17 protein-coding genes are annotated in these 22,446 nt (G+C 58.5%); 7 read left to right on the top strand and 10 right to left on the bottom strand.

The window, feature by feature from the left end; genetic code table 11:
* Positions 1-9 precede the first annotated feature (9 nt).
* Positions 10-1,005, bottom strand: coding sequence for an AraC family transcriptional regulator (locus O6760_RS18720; protein ID WP_269581229.1), 996 nt, complete (start codon positions 1,003-1,005; stop codon positions 10-12).
* A 112-nt stretch (positions 1,006-1,117) separates the two neighbouring features.
* Between O6760_RS18720 and O6760_RS18715 the strand changes: the two genes are divergently transcribed.
* Positions 1,118-1,675, top strand: a complete 558-nt coding sequence (locus O6760_RS18715) for a cupin domain-containing protein (protein WP_269581228.1) — start codon at positions 1,118-1,120, stop codon at positions 1,673-1,675.
* Positions 1,676-1,750: 75 nt separating this feature from the next.
* On the opposite strand, the gene O6760_RS18710 is transcribed toward O6760_RS18715, so the two are convergent.
* Complete coding sequence (locus O6760_RS18710) at positions 1,751-2,446, bottom strand: aspartate/glutamate racemase family protein (protein ID WP_269581227.1); 696 nt, start codon at positions 2,444-2,446, stop codon at positions 1,751-1,753.
* 57 nt (positions 2,447-2,503) lie between these two features.
* On the opposite strand from O6760_RS18710, the gene O6760_RS18705 reads away from it, so the two are divergent.
* Complete coding sequence (locus O6760_RS18705; protein ID WP_269581226.1) at positions 2,504-2,977, top strand: hypothetical protein; 474 nt, start codon at positions 2,504-2,506, stop codon at positions 2,975-2,977.
* A gap of 142 nt (positions 2,978-3,119) precedes the next feature.
* Here the strand turns inward: O6760_RS18705 and O6760_RS18700 are convergent, their stop codons facing one another.
* Entirely contained in the window at positions 3,120-4,460 is a 1,341-nt protein-coding gene (locus tag O6760_RS18700) for a cyclic nucleotide-gated ion channel (protein ID WP_269581225.1), read from the bottom strand.
* A gap of 190 nt (positions 4,461-4,650) precedes the next feature.
* Here O6760_RS18700 and O6760_RS18695 point away from each other — a divergent pair, with 190 nt between their 5' ends.
* Both O6760_RS18695 and O6760_RS18690 read left to right on the top strand, forming a co-directional pair.
* Positions 4,651-4,776 carry a hypothetical protein gene (locus O6760_RS18695; RefSeq protein WP_269581224.1) on the top strand — a complete coding sequence of 42 codons (126 nt, stop codon included), beginning with the start codon at positions 4,651-4,653 and terminating at the stop codon, positions 4,774-4,776.
* 104 nt (positions 4,777-4,880) lie between these two features.
* On the top strand, positions 4,881-5,846 hold the full coding sequence (locus O6760_RS18690) for a glycerophosphodiester phosphodiesterase family protein (protein WP_269581223.1): 966 nt from the start codon (positions 4,881-4,883) through the stop codon (positions 5,844-5,846).
* Between the two features lie 58 nt (positions 5,847-5,904).
* Here O6760_RS18690 and alaS read toward each other — a convergent pair whose 3' ends face one another.
* From alaS to O6760_RS18675, 3 genes are all read right to left on the bottom strand, one after another.
* The gene (gene alaS, locus O6760_RS18685) at positions 5,905-8,562 is read right to left on the bottom strand and encodes an alanine--tRNA ligase (RefSeq protein WP_269581222.1); all 2,658 of its coding nucleotides are present in this window, start codon (positions 8,560-8,562) and stop codon (positions 5,905-5,907) included.
* Positions 8,563-8,844: 282 nt separating this feature from the next.
* Positions 8,845-9,915, bottom strand: a complete 1,071-nt coding sequence (gene recA / locus O6760_RS18680) for a recombinase RecA (protein WP_269581221.1) — start codon at positions 9,913-9,915, stop codon at positions 8,845-8,847.
* 227 nt (positions 9,916-10,142) lie between these two features.
* On the bottom strand, positions 10,143-11,075 hold the full coding sequence (locus tag O6760_RS18675; protein ID WP_269581220.1) for a hypothetical protein: 933 nt from the start codon (positions 11,073-11,075) through the stop codon (positions 10,143-10,145).
* Positions 11,076-11,934: 859 nt separating this feature from the next.
* Between O6760_RS18675 and O6760_RS18670 the strand changes: the two genes are divergently transcribed.
* Positions 11,935-13,064, top strand: a protein-coding gene (locus O6760_RS18670) for an IS3 family transposase (protein ID WP_269581219.1) whose coding sequence is annotated in 2 segments (ribosomal slippage) — positions 11,935-12,208 and positions 12,208-13,064 — 1,131 coding nt in all. Because the reading frame shifts where the segments join, the coding sequence is not laid out codon by codon here.
* 245 nt (positions 13,065-13,309) lie between these two features.
* On the opposite strand, the gene O6760_RS18665 is transcribed toward O6760_RS18670, so the two are convergent.
* From O6760_RS18665 to O6760_RS18650, 4 genes are all read right to left on the bottom strand, one after another.
* Positions 13,310-14,548 carry a DUF6161 domain-containing protein gene (locus O6760_RS18665; RefSeq protein ID WP_269581218.1) on the bottom strand — a complete coding sequence of 413 codons (1,239 nt, stop codon included), beginning with the start codon at positions 14,546-14,548 and terminating at the stop codon, positions 13,310-13,312.
* Positions 14,549-15,564: 1,016 nt separating this feature from the next.
* The gene (locus tag O6760_RS18660; protein WP_269581217.1) at positions 15,565-15,873 is read right to left on the bottom strand and encodes a hypothetical protein; all 309 of its coding nucleotides are present in this window, start codon (positions 15,871-15,873) and stop codon (positions 15,565-15,567) included.
* A 968-nt stretch (positions 15,874-16,841) separates the two neighbouring features.
* Complete coding sequence (locus O6760_RS18655; protein WP_269581216.1) at positions 16,842-18,434, bottom strand: ABC transporter substrate-binding protein; 1,593 nt, start codon at positions 18,432-18,434, stop codon at positions 16,842-16,844.
* A gap of 182 nt (positions 18,435-18,616) precedes the next feature.
* Positions 18,617-20,638 (bottom strand): CocE/NonD family hydrolase, encoded by a 2,022-nt coding sequence (locus tag O6760_RS18650; RefSeq protein WP_269581215.1) that lies wholly within the window; start codon positions 20,636-20,638, stop codon positions 18,617-18,619.
* Positions 20,639-20,772: 134 nt separating this feature from the next.
* On the opposite strand from O6760_RS18650, the gene O6760_RS18645 reads away from it, so the two are divergent.
* Both O6760_RS18645 and O6760_RS18640 read left to right on the top strand, forming a co-directional pair.
* Positions 20,773-21,585 carry a helix-turn-helix domain-containing protein gene (locus O6760_RS18645; RefSeq protein WP_269581214.1) on the top strand — a complete coding sequence of 271 codons (813 nt, stop codon included), beginning with the start codon at positions 20,773-20,775 and terminating at the stop codon, positions 21,583-21,585.
* 303 nt (positions 21,586-21,888) lie between these two features.
* A complete protein-coding gene (locus tag O6760_RS18640) occupies positions 21,889-22,383 on the top strand; it encodes a translation initiation factor 2 (RefSeq protein ID WP_269581213.1) in 495 nt (164 codons plus the stop codon).
* Positions 22,384-22,446 lie beyond the last annotated feature (63 nt).

Below are 22,446 nucleotides of genomic sequence, written 5' to 3'. Positions count from 1 at the left end.
TGACACCGGTCATGCGTGAATTCGCTGCGAACGGGCGCGGTACTGCGAAGGGGCCATTCCGGTCCAGCGCCGGAACGCCCGGGAAAAATGCGCGCCGTCGCTGTAGCCCAGCTGAAGCGCAATATCGGTCAGGCTGCGATTGCCTGACCGGAGCAGAACCATCGCCCGGTCCTTGATCAGGCCGTCGAGAACGGTCGAGAAACTGCAGCTTTCCGCGTCCAGCGCCCTTTGCAGGGAACGGCGGCTCATAGACAGTTTGCGGGCGACCCAGTCGATTTTCGGATGCCCTTCCAGAAGCGCGATGGACGACAGCATCGCCACCTCTTCCCGCAAGCCGAAGTCGGGCGCGATCGGCGGCTCCGACCCGAAATCGGGACGCTCCTTCATCCGTCCGGTCGCCGCAAGCAGCCCCACATCGAATTCGACCGCAGATGCCCGCGCGCCGTGCCGGACCGGTGCGCGGAAGATCTTCTCCAGCTCCGCGGCCTGCGCCGCGCCGACGCAGGTCGAGCGGATCAGCGACGGCGACCAGCCGCTGCCTGCGAAATGGCGCACGCCGTCGATCAGGTAGCTGACACCCAGGAGTTCATTTTGAAACCTGCCGTCGCGCCCGGGATCCAGGAACTCGATGGACCAGCGCGCCTTCGTTCCCGATATCCGGAAGCGCAACACTGTCTCGGTCTGAAGGAAACGATTGAGACCGCGGGCGGAACGGTCGATCGCGCCCGCCAGCGTCGGTGCACTGCTCACCCAGGCACCGAAGGCGCTCAACTTGTTCATGCTCACGAGCTGCCCGAGCGCTGCGCCGAAGTACGGGTCGCCGATGTCGCGCCCCGCTTCGCTCAGCACCTTGAACTGCTCGCTCAAGGGAAGCGGAAGGTCGGGATTGTCCAGAAGAGCAAGAGGCAGGTCGACACGGCGGAATATCCGCCCGATCGAGCCGCCGCGCGCCTCGACGAAATCCGTGATCGGTCCAAGAGCGCTCGCACGCGTGTAACCGGCCATTGTTCAACCTCCCCGATGCCGAGCATGGCACCAAATGGCAAGAATTCAAAGGCGGGATGTGCCAACACGGACCGGCGAAACATATCGGTTGTCTTCGCGATGGGAGGTAATCATGACAGACAGGAAAATCACGCGCCGCGAAGGTCTCGCCGGCGTCGGCACCGCGGCTGCGGCGGTGGCAGTCGGCGGCAGCGCGGCGTCGGCGGCAGTCCCTGCGGCGGGCTCGTTCGACCAGTCGAATATCACCTGGAACAGTCTGGAGGGCATCGACCACGTCTGGTACCACGTGCTCCGGGTCGATCCGGACGCAAAAGTGGTCGACCTTCTTCTGAAGTTCGCGGCCAACCAGCGCATCGTGCTACACCGGCACCACGCGGACTACAGCACCTTCATTATTCAGGGTGAACTGCGGCTCTACGACGAGGAAGGCGCCCTGACCGAAATCCGCCCGACGGCGAGTTTCGTGGAAAAGCCGGCCGGCGGAGCCCCCCACACGGAGGGCGGCGGCGACGTCGACTGCATCGCCTGGTTCAGCAATCGCGGCACTGACGGGATGATCTACGAAATCCTGGGCCCGAACCACGAGACGCTCGCCACCCTCGGCCTGCCGGAATTCAAGGCGCTGTGGGAAGCACAGGTGACACCGGTCCAGCCGATCGTGCCGGGCTGATCGGGATTTCGTCCATCTGAGGCCGATCCCGGCCCGAAGCCGGGACGGCTAGAGCAACGGCCGGCGGCAAGTTCCCTATTTCGCCAGGGCGAAGTCGAGTGCGGCTCGCGCATGCAGCACCGTGGTGTCGAAGACGGGCATATCGAAATCGTCCGCCGCCACCAGGAGGCCGATTTCCGTGCAGCCGAAGATGACGCCGTCGGCGCCTTTTTCTGCCTCGGTCTGCACCACGTCCAGAAAGGTCTGCTTGCTGTCGGCCCAGGTCTCTCCGCGGCAGAGCTCCTCGTAGATGATGCGATGCACCTCGTCCCGGTCGTCGGATCCGGGTATGCGCACCTCGATACCGTGCCGGTCGCGCAGGTGCCCCTTGTAGAAATCCTGCTCCATGGTGTACGCGGTGGCGAGCAGCAGCGGCGCATTGCAGCCCGCTTCCCGGATCGCCGGCCCGGTTGCATCGCCAATGTGAAGAAGCGGGATTCCGACGGCGGCCTCAACCTCGCCTGCCATCTTGTGCATGGTGTTGGTGCAGATGACCAGACATTCCGCCCCGCCCCGTTCAAGGTTTCGCGCCGCCACGACCATCATCTCCGTCGCCCCGTCCCAGTCGCCGGTCGCCTGCGCGGCCTCGATCTCGGCAAAATCGAATGACCAGATCAGGCATCTGGCCGAGTGCAGTCCGCCTAGGCGTTCACGCGCCATGCGGTTGAGATGCCGATAATAGACGGCGGTGCTTTCCCAGCTCATTCCGCCAAGCAGCCCGATCGCTTTCATGCTAGCCTTCCTCCCGCCTGAGGTCCGCCCGATGCGGGCGGTAGATGAGGACTTTCCATGCTTGAATCACTTTCTCAAAAACGGCCTTTTTCATCGATAATCCAGACCGTTAAGACGCTTTTCTTAAGCGCAGTCCTGCTTACCGCCGCGAGTATCGGTGCCTTTGCCCAAAGCGTCCACGAGCCGGCCCGCGGCACGGCGGAGCGCTCCGATATCCTCAACACGGTCCGTCCCATGGTGGAAGCACGTCTCGGACCGCCGGTCGAATTCGTCGTGAACTGGATGCGCTCCGGCAGCGGCTGGGCCTTCGTCCAGCTGAGCCCGCAGCGCCCTGGCGGCGGCGCCATCGATCTCTACCGGACCACCTACGCCAACCAGGCCGAATACATGGACGGGATCATCACCTTCGCGCTGCTGCGATATCAATATGACCGCTGGAACCTGATCGACTTCGCCGTCGGGCCGACGGACGTGTTCTGGCAGGGCGACCCGCTCTATGCGCAGTTGCCACCCGGCCTGACCCCCTACTGAGCGGGAGGCAATCGCATTTGACCAAGTTCTGTCCGCAGTCGCCAAGTTTACCTCTCCGACAGGGAGAGGGAGCCATGCCCTGCCAAATGCGATTGCCCTGCTACTGAGCGGGAGACGTCTGCTTGTCTGAAGACCCGACAGATCAGCCTTTGCCCGGCGTGTCGTCGTCCGGCGCGCCTTCGTCAGATTTGGCTTCATCCGGCTTCTCGTCCTTCGCGGCGACCGGATCGTCGTCCTCGAACAGTTTCGGCTCCTGCTCCATCTCGTCTATGGAAGCAAACACGCCGGCCTGCTCGAGTTCTTCCTCGGCAAGCTCGCCAAGGACTTTCTTGCCGGCGAGTGCGCGCTCCCTGGCCTCGGCCATGATTTTCTTGGCCAAGCTCTCGTCCCGGCGCATCAGCTGCTGCAGCGCTTCGACCTCCAGGACGAGCAGCTGGCAATCGCTGTAGGCTGTCACTTTCGCTGTCCGCCGGGTCTGGTTGATCAGGGCGAGTTCGCCGAAAAAACTGCCTTCGCCCAGATAGACGGTGTCATGGGGGAGCTTGATTTCCACTTCTCCGGTGGAGATGAAATACATTCGGTCGGCGACATCGCCCTGGTCGGCAATGATCCCGCCCTTCTTGACACTTTGCGCCTGGAGCAACTTGGAAACTTCGGCGATTTCCGTCGCCGTCAGGTCCTCAAACAGGGGCACACGTGCCACCATGGACCAGGTCACCACGAAATCCCTGCTGTGAATCTCGCGGGCAAATGCCGACGCGATGATGCCGACCGGCAGCGCGATCAGGCCATAGCCCATCAGCATCACGAAGCTGCCGACCATCTTGCCCAGATTGCTGACCGGCACGACATCGCCGTAGCCGACCGTGGTGACAGTTGTGATCGCCCAGTAGATGCCGTGCAGGATGCTGCGGAACTTTTCCGGCTGGTCATCGTTTTCAATCAGGTACATGAGTGTCGCCGATAGCAGGATTACCCCGGCAATGATCATGGTCGAACCAAGCAACGCCTTGCGTTCACCGGCCACGGCCGAGATCAATGAACGTAGCGCCGGCGAATAGCGCGCCAGCTTCAGGAACCGCATCAACCGCAGGATGACGACGATCGTGACAGCCTGGTTGGGAAGAAACAGGACGAACAGCAGCGGCAGCGCGCCGATGAGATCGATGATCGCGTCCGGATGAAACGCGTAGCGCAGGCGCGCACCGATGGGGCCATATCTGCGCAGGGGCGGGTGCAGGTCGGCCACATAGAGCCGAAGCACATATTCGATCAGGAAGACAAACCCGCTGCCGAGCTGGACCAGGCGCAGGTGGGTGCCCAGGAAATCACGCACCTCCGGCACGGTTTCCAGAACGGCCAGCACAATGTTTATCAGGATCAGCACCACCAGAGCCTGCCGCACCGCGCGTGCGACCAGTTTGCGCTTGCCCGTATCCTCCAGCACCTCGTAAAGCGCCCGTTTCAAGGTCTCTTCGTGCACGGCGCTCCCCGTTTCGCGTCAAACTCCTGATTTCAATGAATAACCGAAGAACGCCGGGTGACAAAGCCCGCAGACGTCTCGTGCGCGCATCGGCGCATTCCTGCGGCTGTCGGGTCGCGGCATCGTGATTTGGCCCCAGCGCAATACGCCCCATTTAAATGGAGTAGCCACCGAAAGCATGGAGGAAACCATGACGATCGACACCAACAAGGTCCGGGCCGCAGAAACCACCCCGCATCATGTCGTGCTCAAGATGCTGGTCGTTTCGACCGTTCTGGCCGCCGCCGTCCTGGCAATCTCGGCCGCGCTGATCTGAGCGGGGCCGTCCGTTTGAAGCTCGGCCGGGCGGGTCATGCCGGCGCCACACTTCCGGCAGATACAGTCAGGATTGTTCCAGTCTGATTCTGCCGATGGATTTTCATGGCCCGTAAACTAGCCCTTGTGCTGGTGTTGGCCGGCCTCGCCCTTTATGCCGCCAATGCCTCCTGGCTTGCTGCTTCCCCGGAAACCGGCCGGCCGACGCTCATTGCGCATCGCGGCGTGCACCAGACCTATGACCGCAAGGACATCGGGCGCGACACCTGCACCGCGACACGCATAGCCACACCTTCCCACGCCTACCTTGAAAACACGGAGGCATCGATGGAGGCGGCCTTTGCCGCCGGCGCAGCCATTGTCGAACTCGACATTCACCCGACCACCGACGGACACTTTGCGGTCTTTCACGACTGGACGCTGGATTGCCGGACCAATGGCACCGGTGTGACCCGGGACCATGACCTGACCGAGCTGCAGACGCTCGACATCGGCTATGGCTACACCGCCGATGGCGGCAGGACCCATCCGTTCCGGGGCAAGGACGGGGTCCGTATGCCGGCGCTTTCCGAGGTCCTGGACCGGTTCCCGGACGGACTTTTCCTCGTCAATTTCAAGAGCCGGGATGCAAGCGAAGCCGACCGGCTTCACACCCTCCTGCTGCAGCATCCAGAATGGAAAGAGCGTATCTGGGGGGTTTATGGCGGCGCCTCCCCGACGCAGCGTTTTGTCGAACTGACACCGGGCGTGCGGGGCTTCACAAAGGAAGACACCAAGTCCTGTCTGCTCGGCTATATCGTGCTCGGCTGGTCCGGCCATGTACCGGCGTCCTGCCGCAACAGGCAGATCCTGGTCCCGGTCAACTACGCGGTGTGGCTGTGGGGCTGGCCCAACCGCTTTCTTCAGCGCATGGAGGAAAACGGCGCGGAAATCGTCCTGAGCGGCCCGCCGAAGGGAACCGCCGGCATCGACACGCTCGAGCAACTGGCCAAAGTCCCGGAAGGTTTTGGCGGTTACATCTGGACCAACCGGATCGAGGTCATCGGTCCGGCTCTCGGAAAGAGAAAATGACAAGGGGCGGTCCCATGGAACCGCCCTCTTCACATTTCCTCAGCCGCTTCGATGGTGGTCAGAGTGCCGCCAGATGACCTTCAATGGCCGCAATGGCGCCGTCGGCCCGGGAACCGTCCGGACCGCCGGCCTGCGCCATGTCCGGCCGGCCGCCACCGCCGCGCCCGCCAAGCGCCTCGGAGCCGATCCGTACCAGGTCGACCGCGCTGACCTTTTCGGTGAGGTCCTTGGTCACGGCGGTGACGATGGCGGCCTTGCCGTCCTCCGCCACGCTGATCAGCACCACCACGCCGGAACCGAGCTGCGTCTTGGCCTCGTCGGCCATGCCCTTCAGATCCTTCGGGTTGATTCCCTCGACTGTGCGCGCCATCACCTTGAAGCTGCCGGCTTCCCTGACCGGTGCGCCTTCGCCGGCGCCACCGCCCATGGCGAGCTTCTTCTTAGCGTCGGCAAGTTCCTTTTCCAGCTTGCGGCGTTCCTCCACCAGCTGGGCAACCCGGGCAGGCACGTCGTCCGCACCGGTCTTCAGGATGCCTGCAACCTCGCGCATGCGCTTGTCCTGCGCATCCAGGTAGGTGCGTGCCTCCGCCCCGGTCAGCGCCTCGATCCGGCGCACGCCTGCAGCGACCGCCCCTTCGTTGACCAGGGTCACCAGGCCGATATCGCCGGTGCGCCGGACATGGGTGCCGCCGCAAAGCTCGAGCGAATAGGGTTTGCCTTCCTTGGATCCGTGAAGGGCGGTGCCCATGGAGACCACGCGAACCTCCTCGCCGTATTTCTCGCCGAACAGCGCCATCGCGCCGGCCTCGATGGCATCATCCACCGCCATCAGGCGGGTATCGACCGGCGCGTTCTGCAGCACGATCTCGTTGGCAAAGGTCTCGACCGTCGCCAGTTCCTCGTCGCTGACAGGTTTCGGGTGCGAGAAGTCGAAGCGCAGGCGCTCGGGCGTCACCAGCGAGCCCTTCTGCGCCACGTGGGTGCCGAGCACCTCGCGCAGCGCCTCGTGCACCAGGTGGGTCGCTGAGTGGTTCGCGCGGATCGATGTCCGCCGGCCGTGATCGACCTTCAGTTCCAGCGCGAGGCCCGGCGCAAGCGTGCCCTCTTCCACGGTGACGGAATGCACGAACAGGCCGTCGGCCTTTTTCTGTGTGTTGGTGACAAGCGCCTTCACGCCATTGGCCAGCATCAGCCCGGTGTCGCCGACCTGGCCGCCGCTTTCGCCGTAGAAAGGCGTCTGGTTGAGCACCACGAAGCCGCTCTGGCCCGCGGTCAGCTCGGTCACTTCCTTGTCGTCCGAGGCAAGGCCCGCGACCACGCCTTCCGCCGTTTCGGTTTCGTAGCCGAGGAAATCGGTGGCGCCGTGTTTTTCCTTTAAGGCGAACCAGACGGTCTCGGTGGCCGCACCGCCGGACCCGGACCAGGCGGCACGGGCCTCGGCCTTCTGCCGCTCCATGGCGGCATCGAAACCGTCCGTATCGACGGAAATGTCGCGGGCGCGCAGGGCGTCCTGGGTCAGGTCCAGCGGAAAGCCGTAGGTGTCGTAGAGCTTGAAGGCGGTCTCGCCGTCCAGCTGGCCGCCGGCGGCAAGGTCTTCCGTGGCGCTGTCGAGCAGGCCAAGGCCGCGTTCCAGCGTCTTGCGGAAACGGGTTTCCTCAAGTTTCAGCGTTTCGGTGATCAGGTCTTCGGCGCGGCCAAGCTCCGGATAGGCGCGGCCCATCTCGCGCACCAGCGCCGGCACCAGCTTGTGCATCAGCGGTTCGGCGGCGCCGAGCAGGTGGGCGTGGCGCATGCCGCGGCGCATGATCCGGCGCAGCACGTATCCCCTGCCCTCGTTGGACGGCAGCACGCCGTCGGCGATCAGGAAGCTGGTGGAGCGCAGGTGATCGGCGATCACGCGGTGGCTGCCAAGCGCATCGCCTTCCGCGTCGACGCCCGTGGCGTTTTCGGAGGCGGCGATCAGCGCCTTGAAGAGATCGATGTCGTAGTTGTTGTGCACGCCCTGCATGACGGCGGCGATGCGCTCGATGCCCATGCCCGTGTCGATCGACGGCCGCGGCAGGTCGAGCCGCGCTTCCGGCGTCTGCTCGTATTGCATGAAAACCAGGTTCCAGATCTCGATGAACCGGTCACCGTCCTCTTCCGGCGTTCCCGGAGGTCCGCCCCAGATGTGCTCGCCGTGATCGTAGAAGATCTCCGAACACGGCCCGCAGGGGCCGGTGTCGCCCATCGACCAGAAATTGTCCGAGGTCGGGATGCGGATGATCCTGTCCTCGCTGAGCCCGGCGATCTTCTTCCACAGATCGAAGGCCTGGTCGTCCTCGGCATAGACCGTCACCAGCAGCTTGTCCTTCGGCAGGCCGAACTCGCCGGTGACGAGGTTCCAGGCAAGCTCGATCGCCCGGTCCTTGAAATAGTCGCCGAAGGAAAAGTTGCCGAGCATCTCGAAGAACGTGTGGTGGCGGGCGGTGTAGCCGACATTGTCGAGGTCGTTGTGCTTGCCGCCTGCGCGCACGCATTTCTGCGAAGTCACCGCGCGCGAATAATCGCGCTTTTCCAGCCCGGTGAAGACGTTCTTGAACTGGTTCATGCCCGCATTCGCGAACATCAGCGTCGGATCGTTGCGTGGCACCAGCGGTCCGGATTCGACCACTTCGTGTCCGTTCTTATTGAAATAGTCCAGGAAGGCGGAGCGGATTTCATTTACGCCGGTCATTCGGGTCTCGCATCGGTCCGTAGCCCGTCTCGGCGGGCCGGTTGAAAGTCTTTAAAAGGCCGCGCACGACATCGTCGGTCCCGGCCGGAACAGCCTTTTAACTTTGACCTCCAACCCTGTCCAGCGGTTGCACGCTGTCACCCGTGCCGAATTCCGCGGAATTGCCGGTCGGGGCGGGCCAACGTGTCCCCATACGCAGAAGCCTTCTCCCGCGAACGGAAGAAGGCTTCAGGGAAGGCCGGACAAGTGTCCGGAGCCGCAAGGGTCTGGAATGACCCGGTCTTATTCGTCCGCGTCCTGGGAATCGCCCTCCGGATCGATGATTGCCTCCGCGATCAGGCCGGCGTTCTGGCGGATCGCCAGTTCGATCTCGTCGGCGATTTCCGGATTGTCTTTCAGGAACTGCTTGGAATTCTCGCGCCCCTGGCCGAGGCGCTGGCTGTTATAGGAGAACCAGGCGCCGGATTTCTCGACAATGTTGCCCTTGACCCCGAGGTCGATCAGCTCGCCGGTCTTGGACACCCCTTCGCCGTAGATGATGTCGAACTCGACCTGACGGAACGGCGGTGCAAGCTTGTTCTTGACCACCTTGACGCGGGTCTGGTTGCCGACGACCTCGTCCCGGTCCTTGATCGCACCGATGCGGCGGATGTCGAGGCGGACGGAGGCATAGAACTTGAGGGCGTTGCCGCCGGTCGTGGTTTCCGGCGAGCCGAACATCACACCGATCTTCATGCGGATCTGGTTGATGAAGATCACCATGCATTTCGACTTGGAAATCGACGCGGTCAGCTTGCGCAGTGCCTGGCTCATCAGGCGGGCCTGCATGCCCGGCAGGCTGTCGCCCATCTCGCCTTCCAGCTCGGCCTTCGGCGTCAGGGCGGCAACGGAATCGATCACCAGCACGTCGATGGCGCCGGACCGCACCAGCGTGTCGGCGATTTCCAGAGCCTGTTCCCCGGCGTCGGGCTGGGAGATCAGGAGGTCGTCGATATTGACCCCGAGCTTGCGGGCGTAAATCGGGTCGAGCGCGTGTTCGGCATCGACAAAGGCACAGATACCGCCCTCTTTCTGGGCCTCGGCAACCGTGTGCAGCGCAAGCGTCGTCTTGCCAGACGATTCCGGCCCGTAGATCTCGACGATGCGGCCGCGCGGCAACCCGCCGATGCCCAGGGCGATATCCAGACCGAGCGATCCGGTCGAGACGGATTGAACCTCGACGGCCTGGCCCTGGCCCATCTTCATGATGGAGCCCTTGCCGAAGGCGCGTTCGATTTGGCTGAGCGCTGCATCAAGCGCTTTTGTCTTGTCCATCTGGCTGCTTTCTACGAGACGAAGGGTACTTTGCGACATGCTCACGCTCCTTATTCCACGATGGACGCGCTGTTTCAATGCAGGCTTTTGTACACTTTTTGTTCTCATTTTTCAAGTCGCCAAAACCGATTGGTATTCAAATGGAAATGCGCGTTTGTTTCCAATATGTTCTCATGAACGCGCCTTAAAACTGACCTAGCGTCAACACGAAACGGAACATGTCGTGATTCTGTGGCGCGCAACTTCGTTTGGCGAATCGTGCGACTTCAGTTGGCACCCACGTTCTTCATCAAATTATGCTTGTTCATTCTCGCCTCGTACTCAAGCGACTTCATCGCGTCTCCCACCAAGTGGGCTGGATTTGCAAACGCCTTTCTCATGCTGGAGATATGGGTGTCCCTCAATTTTGCTTCGGTTAACTCTTGGTCTTTTGTCACCGCAACCAAGACCTCGCCCATAGAAAATTGGTGAGCTTCTGCTTGCGCCGCTGAAAAAGCTGAAAACGCCTTTTTTCTTGTCTCTTCGGTCGATGTAACGACCACAGCGCATGCCTCATAGTTCTCAGGAATATTCGGATCTCCACTGCTGTCCCAACCACGATCTCGTGCGACTTCAATGGAAAACAGTTCCGATCCCATCGCAGAATCAACTGCACTTGGCGAGCAGTCATGGCCAAGTAGGAGTGTTTCGTCCTTTAGATAAAGGTTGAGTAAGTATGTTGCTGCTAGTGCAGAAAACATATTTCGCAGGCAGCCCGATGAGAGATATTTTTGACGATCGTGTTTTAGGTTTTGATAAGCGTTGTTCCAGGCGAACGTCTGCCCAGATTTGCCTGTGCGGGGCGTATCCTTAAGAAAGGGGTACAATACTTTTTGTGACTGAAAGCAACTGTAGTGGCTGATGTACACGACCTTTTTGTCCAGGTGCCAATTGCTTCGAAGCGCCTTTAATAGATCGTCGAAGCGCAAATGATCCACGTCACTCTTTTCAACCTCTTGCGACACCACCCCAGAAGTTTTCGAGACGTACAATTCTTTGACAATCGCCTCTAATTCCACACCGCATCGAATTACGATATCGGCTATCGTGGATGAATAAACTTCGAGTTGATCGTCGCAGACATGGATGTCCTCAGTGAGCCTTACTGCGCGGCTTTCGAGTTGCTTATACACCGGCCAAAATACATTTAATTCAATCATGACGGCGCCTTCCGACCAATTCCTGTATGGTCCATCTCATCTGGGTTGCAGGGTGATTTGCCCGGCCGGACGGCCACATACCTTGCATCTCAAACACCGAATTATCCGCGCCTCTAAACGGGGTTTAAACAGCCCCTCAAGCCGCCTTGTAAAGGCTCTCAATTTCAGCCGAACGCATCAAGTTATTGATGAGTGCAATACTTCTGGATCGTTTTCCCAAACATGGTGTTTCTCAAGATATGCAAATTCGCTTCTAATGGCCTTGTAGACACCATCCAAATCTCGAGCATGCACCGGAGCCCTGAGTGTGTCGGTGATCTCTAACAAAGATTGCAACACCCCAGGACCACCCATGGTGGATAGATATATCGAACAACCACCCTCAATCCAGGCACCCAAAAACGAAGCTAAGTCCTCGCGCTCCAAATCCCGAGCTTCCCTAAATGCTTTGATGTGAACAGTGATTTTTGTTCCTGCTTCGATGTCAAGGAGGAAACCGCACTGATTTGGCCGCCATATGTCTGGCAAATGCTCCCAAACCTTCCATCCACATTCATAGCCGCGGCAAGGCGCTGGTCTTGCATCATAGACCGTGCATCCACTATCTCGGTCACAATGAGGACAAATCACTCCCGTGGGTTTGACCAACTCCGGCGTCCGAATGCGCGTTATCTCGCAGCAAACCGTGCAATCACCGCACTCTCTCCCCGGAACTGTTCTGGCCATCAGTTTGTTTTCCGCTAGGAATATTGATCGGCTTACATTCGAGATTATCTGCGTTGGGGTTGTCAACTTAAGTGGTCCCGGAAAACTGGACAGTCGGCTAAGGTGTATCCCAAACCTTTGAAGGGATACGAGAATGGCGAAGCGCCGGAAATTTACGGACCAGTTTAAGGCGAAGGTGGCGCTGGAAGCGCTGCGTGGCGACAAGACGATCCAGGAGATCGCGGCGAAGCACCAGGTGCATCCGAACCAGGTCAGCACGTGGAAACGCCAAGCCGTCGAGGGGATGGCTGATGTGTTTGCCCGTGGCGGCAAGCCAGAGGGGCCGACCGAAGCCGAGATCAAGGAACTACACGCCAAGATCGGAAGGCTGGCGGTCGAGAACGATTTTTTGTCCGAAGGGCTGAAGCGGTGAGCCCCGAGAAGAAACGCGCGATGATCAAACGGGACCACCCGCAGCTCAGTATCAGCCAGCAATGCAAGCTGGTGCGGCTCAGCCGATCCGCGTTGTACTACGCGCCGGTCGGGATCGACGCGGACACGTTGGCGATGATGAAAGAGATCGACCGGGTGTTCACCAAGTATCCGTTCTTCGGCAGCCGCCAGATCGTAGCCTATCTGCGCCGGGAGGGCGTTGTCATAGGCCGTCATCGCGTCAGGCGATTGATGGCGCGGATGGGGCTGGAGGCAATCTACAAACGTCCCAGAACCAGTCAGCCGCACCCGCGGCATCCGGTCTTCCCGTATTTGCTTCGCGGCATGCAGATCGACCGTCCGAACCAGGTCTGGTGCGCCGACATCACCTTCGCGCCGGTCAGGAATGGCTTCCTGTATCTCGTGGCTATCATGGATTGGGCGTCGCGCAAGGTCCTGAGCTGGCGGCTATCGAATACGATGCACGCCGACTTCTGCGTCGATGCCCTGAACGAAGCCATCGCCAAATATGGCCCGCCGGAGATCATGAACACAGATCAAGGATCTCAGTTTACGGGATCGGCCTGGATCACGACGCTGACCGAGGCAGGCGTGCGCATCTCAATGGATGGGCGTGGCCGCTATCTGGACAACATTTTTATCGAACGGCTGTGGCGGAGCCTGAAGCAGGAGGCGATCTATCTCGAAGAGATCACTGACGGCTTCCAAGCCCGAAGGGTCGTCAAAAACTGGATGGCATTCTACAACACCAAGCGGCCCCATTCCTCCCTTGAACGCAGAACGCCAAGGGAGGCATACTGGCTCGGTCTGGATCAGAAATTGGCGGCATGAAAACCAACCAGGATACACCTTAGATCAGCCGCTTAGCTATCCGAAAAGGTGGGACCACTTCACAGTTTGAATGATGGGGAGCATCCGTGTATCACGAAAGTACGAAGGCATAGTAATGCCAAATGGAGCGAACGTTCATAAATGATGCGCGTTGCTTTTCCTATTTGACGGCAAACAATTGAGCACACAACCTTAAGTCTTTCCCTAGTATTCTAATGCGTGTGATCAGAACTTTTTACTGAGATTTATTCTTTTCTTTCTCCGACAATTTCCTTTTTGATCATACCAATCACGTTTGGCGGTTGGTCGTCGTCGGAATTGACTCCCGGCATCGGCCTAAACAGCGCAGTCAATATGGTTGCCCGGTCCTCGTCGTCGCTAGCGGCTCCCTCTGAGACGAGATGGACAAATGTACGAGCCATCACCTTTCGCTGATTGGCATCGTGTGCCAACATCAAATTTTGGTTCAGATACCGGCTGACAAGACGCAAAATCCACGCATATCCCAACACGGGGGTTGTAATGACAACCAAGCGACCAAAAGGAATTGTCTCGCTGGTGGGCAGAAAGTCTTCAATCGTCATTTTCAACTGTTCGAAATGCGTGAAGCCATAGTAGAGGGGCCCAAAGATCAGCGCTGCAAAGACGATTGCAGAAAACCAAAACGACAAAGTATGCACGAGGGCTTTGTTACTCCACATCGAGAACGTTTCACCCAGCACACGTTCGGTTCGTAGCGCGTCTACTTTGTTTATTATCCGCGCCTCGAAGTCCGCTTCAATGTGGTCCAAAAATTCACTCTCTTTTTGCTCCAAATGTTTGACAATCTCTGTCCTCTTCTCGTCAGCCGATTTCGCGATACTGGCTGCATGCTCGTTTGCCCTTTTCGCGAGTTCATTTTCACTGTCTACACGGTTCTTGCTTGTCACCCTGTCGATCTGAGTAATTGCATCGGTGACAGTCCGTTGTAAGGTAGTCGAAATGGTATTGTCTTCGCTGTGCATCAGCGCTGCATTCTGCAGGCTCAGAGAGGCGTATAGATTTGCAATTGAAGCAACAGCGCTAGGGTGAATACCCAGACGAATTTGAGACGTTTCGTTTATAACCTCGCCAGTGGTTTCGAAAATAATTGCAGCTATTGCAAGTATCGATGCTGCCTGTTCGTTGCCAAAACGATTTTGAAATTCTTGGACGGTCGATGCACCGAACCCGACCGGATAGTAGAAATCATTTCTGCTCCGCTTAATTCCAGAGCCCGAATTGATTTGGCGCAGCATTTGAATCGTGAGTCGATCAGCTCCTTGAGGCAACAACGTGTTCACCATGTCAACGGCCATACTCAAGGCTTGATCTTGTTTGTCGCCATCCTTGGTATCAAGTTCAGCTCTGGCTTGTTCGAAGCGTTTTATCCAGTATGTCGCTTGCCGGTAAAAGGGATCGTACGGCATTTCGGGCGGCGCCTTGATGTCGGCAATATCCATCATGTTACTGAATTTCCAACTTGGCTTTGCTGTTGCTAATGAAGCAGCTTGCCTTATTGGGGATCGGGGCGCAACGAGAGGAATTAAACAGTTCAATTACTTTCCCACGTCGCGGAGAACGCGCCTGCTTTATTCAATTGAGACCCTTTTGACCAACGTCGTCACCATCCGGGACAGCCTCGCATTACCTGCATTGTGGAAAGCTCTAATCGCACCAGTCAGCTTCATATTCGGGCGTCCAGCGCCTTGCCAATCCTTCGCTGATCAGCAACGCCCCAGTGCTCTGGCCATCTTGCAGAATGCCCCCACACACGCGGCCGGAGGCTTTCGGTGTTATCGGTTGACTTGGACCTGAAGACTTGCACGCCTGGTGTCGCCAGCGCCTCAGCCATTCGTGCCTTGGCCTTGCGAGCGAGTTCCAGCTCCTGCAGGCATTGGTTCGACCAGATCTCCGGAGTGTCGTAACCTGACACAAACGGCGCTCCATCCCCCATATCTCGCATACTCACGCCGTCACAGCCGTTGCTGTCGCCGTCGACTGCAATGAGGGAGCTGCAGCTTAGAAGTTCTCCAAGATTACCGAATATTTTAGCCAAAACGGTCTCTTCAGAAACATATTCTATTTCGTCGCTTTGTTCGATCTCGCTCTGATCTGTTCTCTAAGAGATAAGCCTCTGCGTGATTTTCTTCGAAAGACAACACCTAGACATATCCCCACAAAAACACAGCTGAAGAAAATAATAATTTGGATGAAATCTAACAACGTAAGAATTTGCGACTTATCTTCCAACGTAGTCAGATAAGAGAAAATGTTCGCTACAACTGATGGCGAAACAGCAACAGCTCCGCCGATTGCGATCAGTAGCATTTCAATGACAAGCTCCGATTTGGATTCACAAAGCATGTCTAGTTCTTCGTCGGAAATACTGTGGCGCAAAATTAAGTCAGGTTGCGTGGTTACTATGACCGGATCCGTGTGCCCTTTAGTGTTTATGTTGATCGAAGTCTGACTGGACATCTCACTTAGCCTTCTCCGGCTCCTGAGAAGCTTCGGCCGCTTGTTGAATCTCGTTCACTAGGCCAATGGGCTTTGCCATGAACTGTCGCGTATACGCACAGTTGGAGCATAAAATAAACACCATAGGATAAGACGGACCGCCAAGTATCATTTTGCCACCTGAGAACGCCATTCCGTTCAAGAGGTGGTCACCAACGACCCAGTTATTCTCTCCACATACTGGACAGATGTGGTTCTTTCCCTTCTGGTTCAGCCAAGTGATGACTCTTTCTTTATCTTGTGAACTAAGCTTTTTTGTCTTGCCATTCATCTCGCGCCACGCCTGTTTTGATCGGAAACACTGCCAACTTTGCTTCTCAACCCGCTGGAAGGGATAGGCTCCATTCCCAGCCCCCCATTTTCAGTTCACACCTTACCTATCGGAAGTTGAATGGGCAAACAGTCATAAATGGCAGAAATCTACCGCTTTCTTCGAGGAGGGAACTCATTGGGAATACCTTGAAGCAGTTCCCTCCTTGAAAGCCTCCGTTGATTGAAATCTAAAGGTTATTTCATACCGCACGCCATCCGCCGCACCGCGATCCGCCCCGTTTCCGCCAAATGAACTTGCGCACCAATTCCCGCCCTGCCCCACGGGTCACCGTACAAAACCAGCTGAATTCCGCCAAATTTCACCAGATCCCGCCTAATCTCGGTTTTCCCCGCCTCCGCCATCCGTACTTGCGCGTTACAATTCTGTGGCGCGCAACTTCGTTTGGCGAATCGTGCGACTTCAGTTGGCACCCAGATCGAGGGAGAACGAAAGCCCCTATCGGCCCGAACCGGCCATTCACGTGATGTGCGCTGAATGACTGGTTTGAGCCCATTCTTCCGGATGCCGCAAGCTGTTCAAATTGGCGCGATCCTCGATAAGCTTACATCGCCGCTTGAGCATATGCGTCCAAAATGATCTTCACCGGCATTAGCGCTGCTATGGTCACTAATTAAACGCTTGATCTCAGGACAAGCTGCGATGATTTGTTATCTCATTTTTTTGGATGGGTAGGCTGTTGTGGGCAACTCGATTTAAAAAGCTTGCTGTGCCGCACTCCGTTTGGCCATTGAACATCTTGGATAACAATGAGGGATAATTTAGGAATCGGATTTTCGTCCTCTTTGCCAGCACGTTATTTGGTACGCACTTTCTGAAATTCGCAGTGTCACGCAAGAGACTTGGGATCCGGAACAAGGGACCGGAGGCGACACCTCCGGTCTCATTGCTGGTTGTGACGAGATGTCTTACGCTTTCCACCAGCGTTCCATGAACCGATTCCCGTCGAGATCCCAGTTCGAGGCGAAATTGCCGGAGTGCCCGATGCTGTCGTTCATGGCGAACACATAGGCTGCAAAAAGCGGGATGATGACGCCCCCCTCGTCCTGCAGGATAGCCTGCATTTCGTAATACATCTCGCGACGCCTGTTTTCGTCAAGCTCGGCCCGGGCCTGCACGAGAAGCGTATCGAACCGCTCGTTTTTCCAGAAGGAGTCGTTCCAGGCGGCGGTCGACTCGTACATGGTTGAAAACGTCATGTCTTCGACAGGACGGCCGCCAAAGTAGGACACACACCAGGGTTTCTTCATCCAGACATCCGACCAGTAGCCGTCATTGGGTTCGCGCACGACATTGATGTCGATCCCGCACTTGCCGGCCGAGGCCTGGAACAGTACAGCCGTGTCGATTGCGCCGGCGAAGGCCGTTTCCGAGGAAGACAGACTGACGCTGAGCGAATCGAGCCCTGCCTCTTTCAGATAGAACCGGGCCTTGTCGGGGTCGTATTCGGTCTGAGACAGGTCCGAATTATAGAACCGCTGATGGCTTCCGATTGGAATGTCGTTGCCGATCGCGCCATATCCGAACAGGATCTTGTCAAGCAACTCCTGCCTGTTGATGGCGTGTTTCAAGGCACGCCGTACATTGACGTCATTAAAGGGGGCCGTATCGCAACGCATCGGCATCGTGTAGTGCTGGGTTCCGGTGACCGAGTGAATGTTGACGCCAGCCTTGCGCCCCAGCAACGCTGCGGTCTTGAGATCGATCCGATCGATGACATCGACATTCCCGGCCACAAGGGCCGTGGTGCGGGCATTCGGGTCGATGAGCGAAATCTGCTGAACCGTGTCAAAAAAACCGACATCGTCCGACCAGTGGTTCCGGTGCCGTGACAGCTCGGAAGACCGGCCCGGTTCGTAGTGATCGACCTTGTATGCCCCGCAGCCGATCAACGATTTCCAGTCCAAATTGCCGTCGTCGTCCTGCATGACCGGCATGTGGTAATCGGTCACGATGAACGGGAAGTCGGCATTGCCGGAGTTCAGCGTCACCACTACGGTCCTGTCCCCGTCCGCCCGGATGTCTGTCACGGCCGTCATCAAGGGTTTTGCTGCCGATGTCGAATCCTCTCTGCGATGGTGGTTGAGCGAGGTCACAACGTCATGGGCGGTCACTGTTCGCCCATTGTGGAATTCCGCCTCTCGGATCTTGAAGGTCCATTGTGCGGCATCGGGCGTGCTTTCCCAGGACTCCGCCAGATCCGGTTGAACCGTTCCGTTGGCATCGACCTTCGTCAGATAACCGTTGTAGCCGTAGGTCATCGCAGTCTGGAAGCCGTTCTCGAAATGGCCGGGGTCGGTGGAATCCGAGGTGGAGCCATGCCCGTGCCCGACATTGAGATGGCCGCCATGCTTCGGTGTCGCGGCTTGCGCCCGCTCGGCCAGAGAGGTTGCCATCGTTACGGTCAATCCGGCGGACAGGGCTCCACTCATGAAAGTGCGTCGGTCGATCCGGCCGGTGCTCAGCATGGTCGTCAGTCTGGAAATGGGTTTGTCTGGCATTGTCGCCTCCCTTGCTTGATCCTAATAGGTACGCCGTCGTCCCCTACGTTCGGCGTTTTGCTGTCATGCGTGTCACAACCTGCCTGATCGGGCTGTGTCCCTGAAAAAATCGTGGCACGGTCCGGACAGTACGTAAATTTCGCACACTTTCGCGAGATGACGCGAAAAGAGCATAAAGTCGCTCACACATGATCCCGCTCAATCCTCTCCGTCCAGTGGTTATCGACGATCAGCGCGTCCCCCTCCCAGGCGCGCAGCCTGGCCTCGATGACAAAAGCCCCGGCATCGGCATGCAGGGAGGTTTCGGTTTTTGAACAGACCGACCAGTCGCCGCGGCTCAGGCCGTAATGCCACTCGGTTCGTCCCCAAGAGGCGCTCAGGTCCTGCAGAGATACGCCATAGGTCTCGTATCCCTGGGTGTGGATGGTGAGATCGTTCGCCAAGAGGCGGGAGATACCCGCGTCCATGGCAATTTGCATCTGAACCTCTCCCAAAGCCGCGTCCTCAACGATGCGGACATATGTTTCGGGCGCCTCGATCTGTTCTGTGGCCAGGGGTGATCCGGCAACCGGTTCATCGAAGGGCGCGAGCTGGGTATCCAGCTTCGAGGATTGGCGCAGCGGCAGCTCCAGCGCGCTGCCCTCAGTATGAATGGAGATCGTCACCGGCTCGGGCGCCGGCCAAATCATCGGAAAATAGCTGCTGGACAATGCCAGCCGCAATCGATGGCCGGCTGGAAGGGATTGGGCGACGTGTTTCATCGGGATCACCACCTGATAGATCCGCCCAGGCTCAACCGTCTTTGGCGTTTCGTGCCCCTCTTGATGGGTGAGGTTCAGCACTCCGAAAGACAGACGCGTGGCGCTGCCGTCAGGATGAACGTCAACAATCCTGGCAGCGATCTGGGCCACCGGCTTGTTCACACTCAGCCGCAGGTGCACATTCGCGTCCCCGGCAAACTCCAGTCCTTCTTCGGGCACCGCCATTTCAAAGCACAAGCTGCCCGCATCGTCGCGGCGCTGATCCACCGGCGCGTCGCCCGGCCTGCCGTAGCCACACCACTTGCCTGACGCCATGCCCACATCCGCCGGGCTTCGATGCGTCAAAACCGCATCTTCGGCACGCGGGGTCATGCTCAACCCGCCTTCCGGTGTCAGGTAAACCCGGGTGCGGGTGATGTGCGGCGACGGCCAGGACGGTTCCGCAATCCACCGCCCTGGGCGCATCGCATAATGGCCTTGCGGCGGGACGCTGTCCTGCATGAAAAGCCGCAGCATCGGCTCGTCCATGATCCCGGTGTCATGCCCCTTCAGCCAGTGATCCCACCAGCGTAGCTCCTCCTGCAAGAAACCGATGGCCGGGCCCGGCTCTCCCAGATGCGGATAGCGATGCGCCCAAGGGCCAACCAGCCCCTTTTTCGGCCCTTGCAAGTGCTCTATCAGCCGGAAGACCGACCGGCAGTATCCGTCCGCCCAGCCGGAAACCGCGTAAACCGGCACCTGGACCTTCGCCCAGTCTTCGCATATCGAGCCATGTTTCCAGAAGCTGTCGCGGCGCTGATGCTCAAGCCAGTTCTTCAACCACAATCCGCTGCCATCGAGCCGTTCGAGCCACATTTCGCGCCATTTATTGCCGACATTGGCCGGATCCGGCGGCAGCGTGTTGCGGCCGAACATGATCGAGGCCCAGCTGAGTTGTTCACCCAACAGGCAGCCTCCCATGTAGTGAACGTCGTCGGCGTAGCGGTCGTCGGTCGAACACAGCGTGATTACCGCCTTCAGCGCGGGCGGTTGCAGGGCTGCGATCTGCAGTCCGTTGAACCCACCCCAAGAAATGCCGATTACGCCAACATTGCCGTCGCACCAGGGCTGTTCGGCAATCCATGCGATGGCATCGCAGCCGTCCTGCAACTCCTGCGGCAGATACTCATCCACCAACAGCCCCTCGGAATCTCCTGCACCGCGCAGATCAAGCCGGATCACCGCATATCCGTGCTCTGCCAGGTAGGGCTGCATCGATGCATCGCGCGCCGCAGTGAAATCGTTCTTGCGGTAGGGCAGGTATTCCAGGATGGCGGGCACCGGTGCCTGTTCCGCGCCTTCGGGCATCCAGATGCGCGCAGCAAGGCGGCAGCCATCGGGCATGGCGATCTCGATATGGTGGATTTCCCTGACCCGGTGAGGGAATGCCCGCATGTGTTTCATGCTGTCTCCATTGCACAGATATGATCCCGCACGCGTCGCGCGGGCAGGGTCTGAGCCTAACGTTCGTTCATCACGACACAACTTCGCTCGATTTCGCGACTTGACGCGAAAATGACTTCAACTTACGTTTCATCATGTCCGACGAGTTGCGAACAAACCTAGCCCTTTTGTGCGGCTATCATTCGTCGATTGCGGAGGTCTGCCGCAGGCTCCAGATCAACCGACAGCAATTCAACAAATACCTGGCTGGCGCTTCCCACCCCTCACGCCACAACATGCGCCGGATCTGCGATTTCTTCGGTGTGTCCGAGTCTGAATTGCTCATGGAGCCGCAGCAATTCGAAAACATAGTATCGCTCAAACGAAAACCGATGGAGCAGGAAGAACTCAAGAAACCCCTGCGCCATCTCGATAGGCTCTATCAGCGTAGCCAGGGGCTCGACAAATACGTCGGTTATTATTTCCGCTACTTCTATTCCTTCAGCAATCCGGGGCAGGTGATCCGGTCGCTGGTGTCCATTTACAAGGAAGACGAGCGCTTTTACTGGAAAAACATCGAACTGCTGCGCGACCAGGAAACCGGCCGGTCGCGTGGCATGCATAAATACGATGGCGCGATATTCTACCTTGCCGACCGGATCTACATTCTGGAATACGAGTCGCTCGAAGTGAACTCTATCACGCAGGCAACGCTCTATCCCAGCCACCGCAACCGGCTCGACATTCTGGTCGGTATTCAGACCGGCGGCCCGACCCGGCGCGGCCGAAAGCCCGGCGCCTCCAAGGTGGCGCTGGAATTCCTGGGCCGGGACATCAATGTCCGTCAGGCGATGAAGCGCATTGGGCTGTACAGTGCCCGGAGCGGTCACATTCGCAGTGAACTACTCTCGTTGATCGAGAACACAATCAGCGACGGTGCATCGGTTTTGGACGTCGAAGAACCCTGACATGGAATTGCCCATCGAATGCAGGGAGATAGTTCGCATACATGATGGGCTCCGCGCCAAAACGGAGGAACCTCGGGTCTCAGGTCAGGCGCGCTTCAAGTCACCGGGCGTGCTTCGAGGCTGGCTTCAAAGCCTTCAAACCACGCATTCTCACCACCGATTGTTTGAGCGCCGCAGACCGTTGCCAAAGGCACCAACAGGGCACCAACGAAACAACCAAGACGCGAAAAATCGATTGTGCCCCCGGCCGCATTTCGTCTAGAGATAGCAGCTCTTGAGGAAACCGGCTGGGGAGCCAACACCATGAAAATTCGCAATTTGCTGTGCGCCGCACTGGCGTTCGGCCTGGCCGGCTGCGCCACTGCCACGCGTGGCACCAATGAAACCGTGATGGTCTATGCCTCGCCCGAGGGGGCGCAGATCGCCACGTCGATCGGCCTGACCTGCAACACGTCGCCATGCTCGCTCCAGGTCTCCCGCAAGCAGGAGTTTTCGGTCACCGTCTCCAAGGACGGCTACAAGACCCAGACCATACACGTGGGCACCAAGGTCGCTCCGGGCGGTGTCGCCGGCATGGCGGGCAATGTCCTGATCGGCGGCGTCATTGGCGTCGGTGTCGACAGCGTCTCCGGCGCCACCCTTGACCACTACCCGAACCCGGTCCTGGTCGAGCTGATCCCGGACAACCCGTCCAACCCAAAAACACCCAAGGGCGATCTTTCCGAAATCAAGGAACAGCTTGCCGCCAAACAGCGCGCCCAGGAAGAGGCAGCGATGCGGAAAACGGGCGGCGTGTGATCCGCCATCCGTCCTAGCACGTTCCGCTTTGACAGTGTCATCCGCCCGCCCGAACCGGTTGCC

It is taken from the genome of Roseibium sp. Sym1 (genome assembly GCF_027359675.1).
Lineage (GTDB): Bacteria > Pseudomonadota > Alphaproteobacteria > Rhizobiales > Stappiaceae > Roseibium.
The sequence above is the reverse complement of the archived record's forward strand: the minus strand, read 5'-3'. Positions and strand labels throughout refer to the sequence as shown.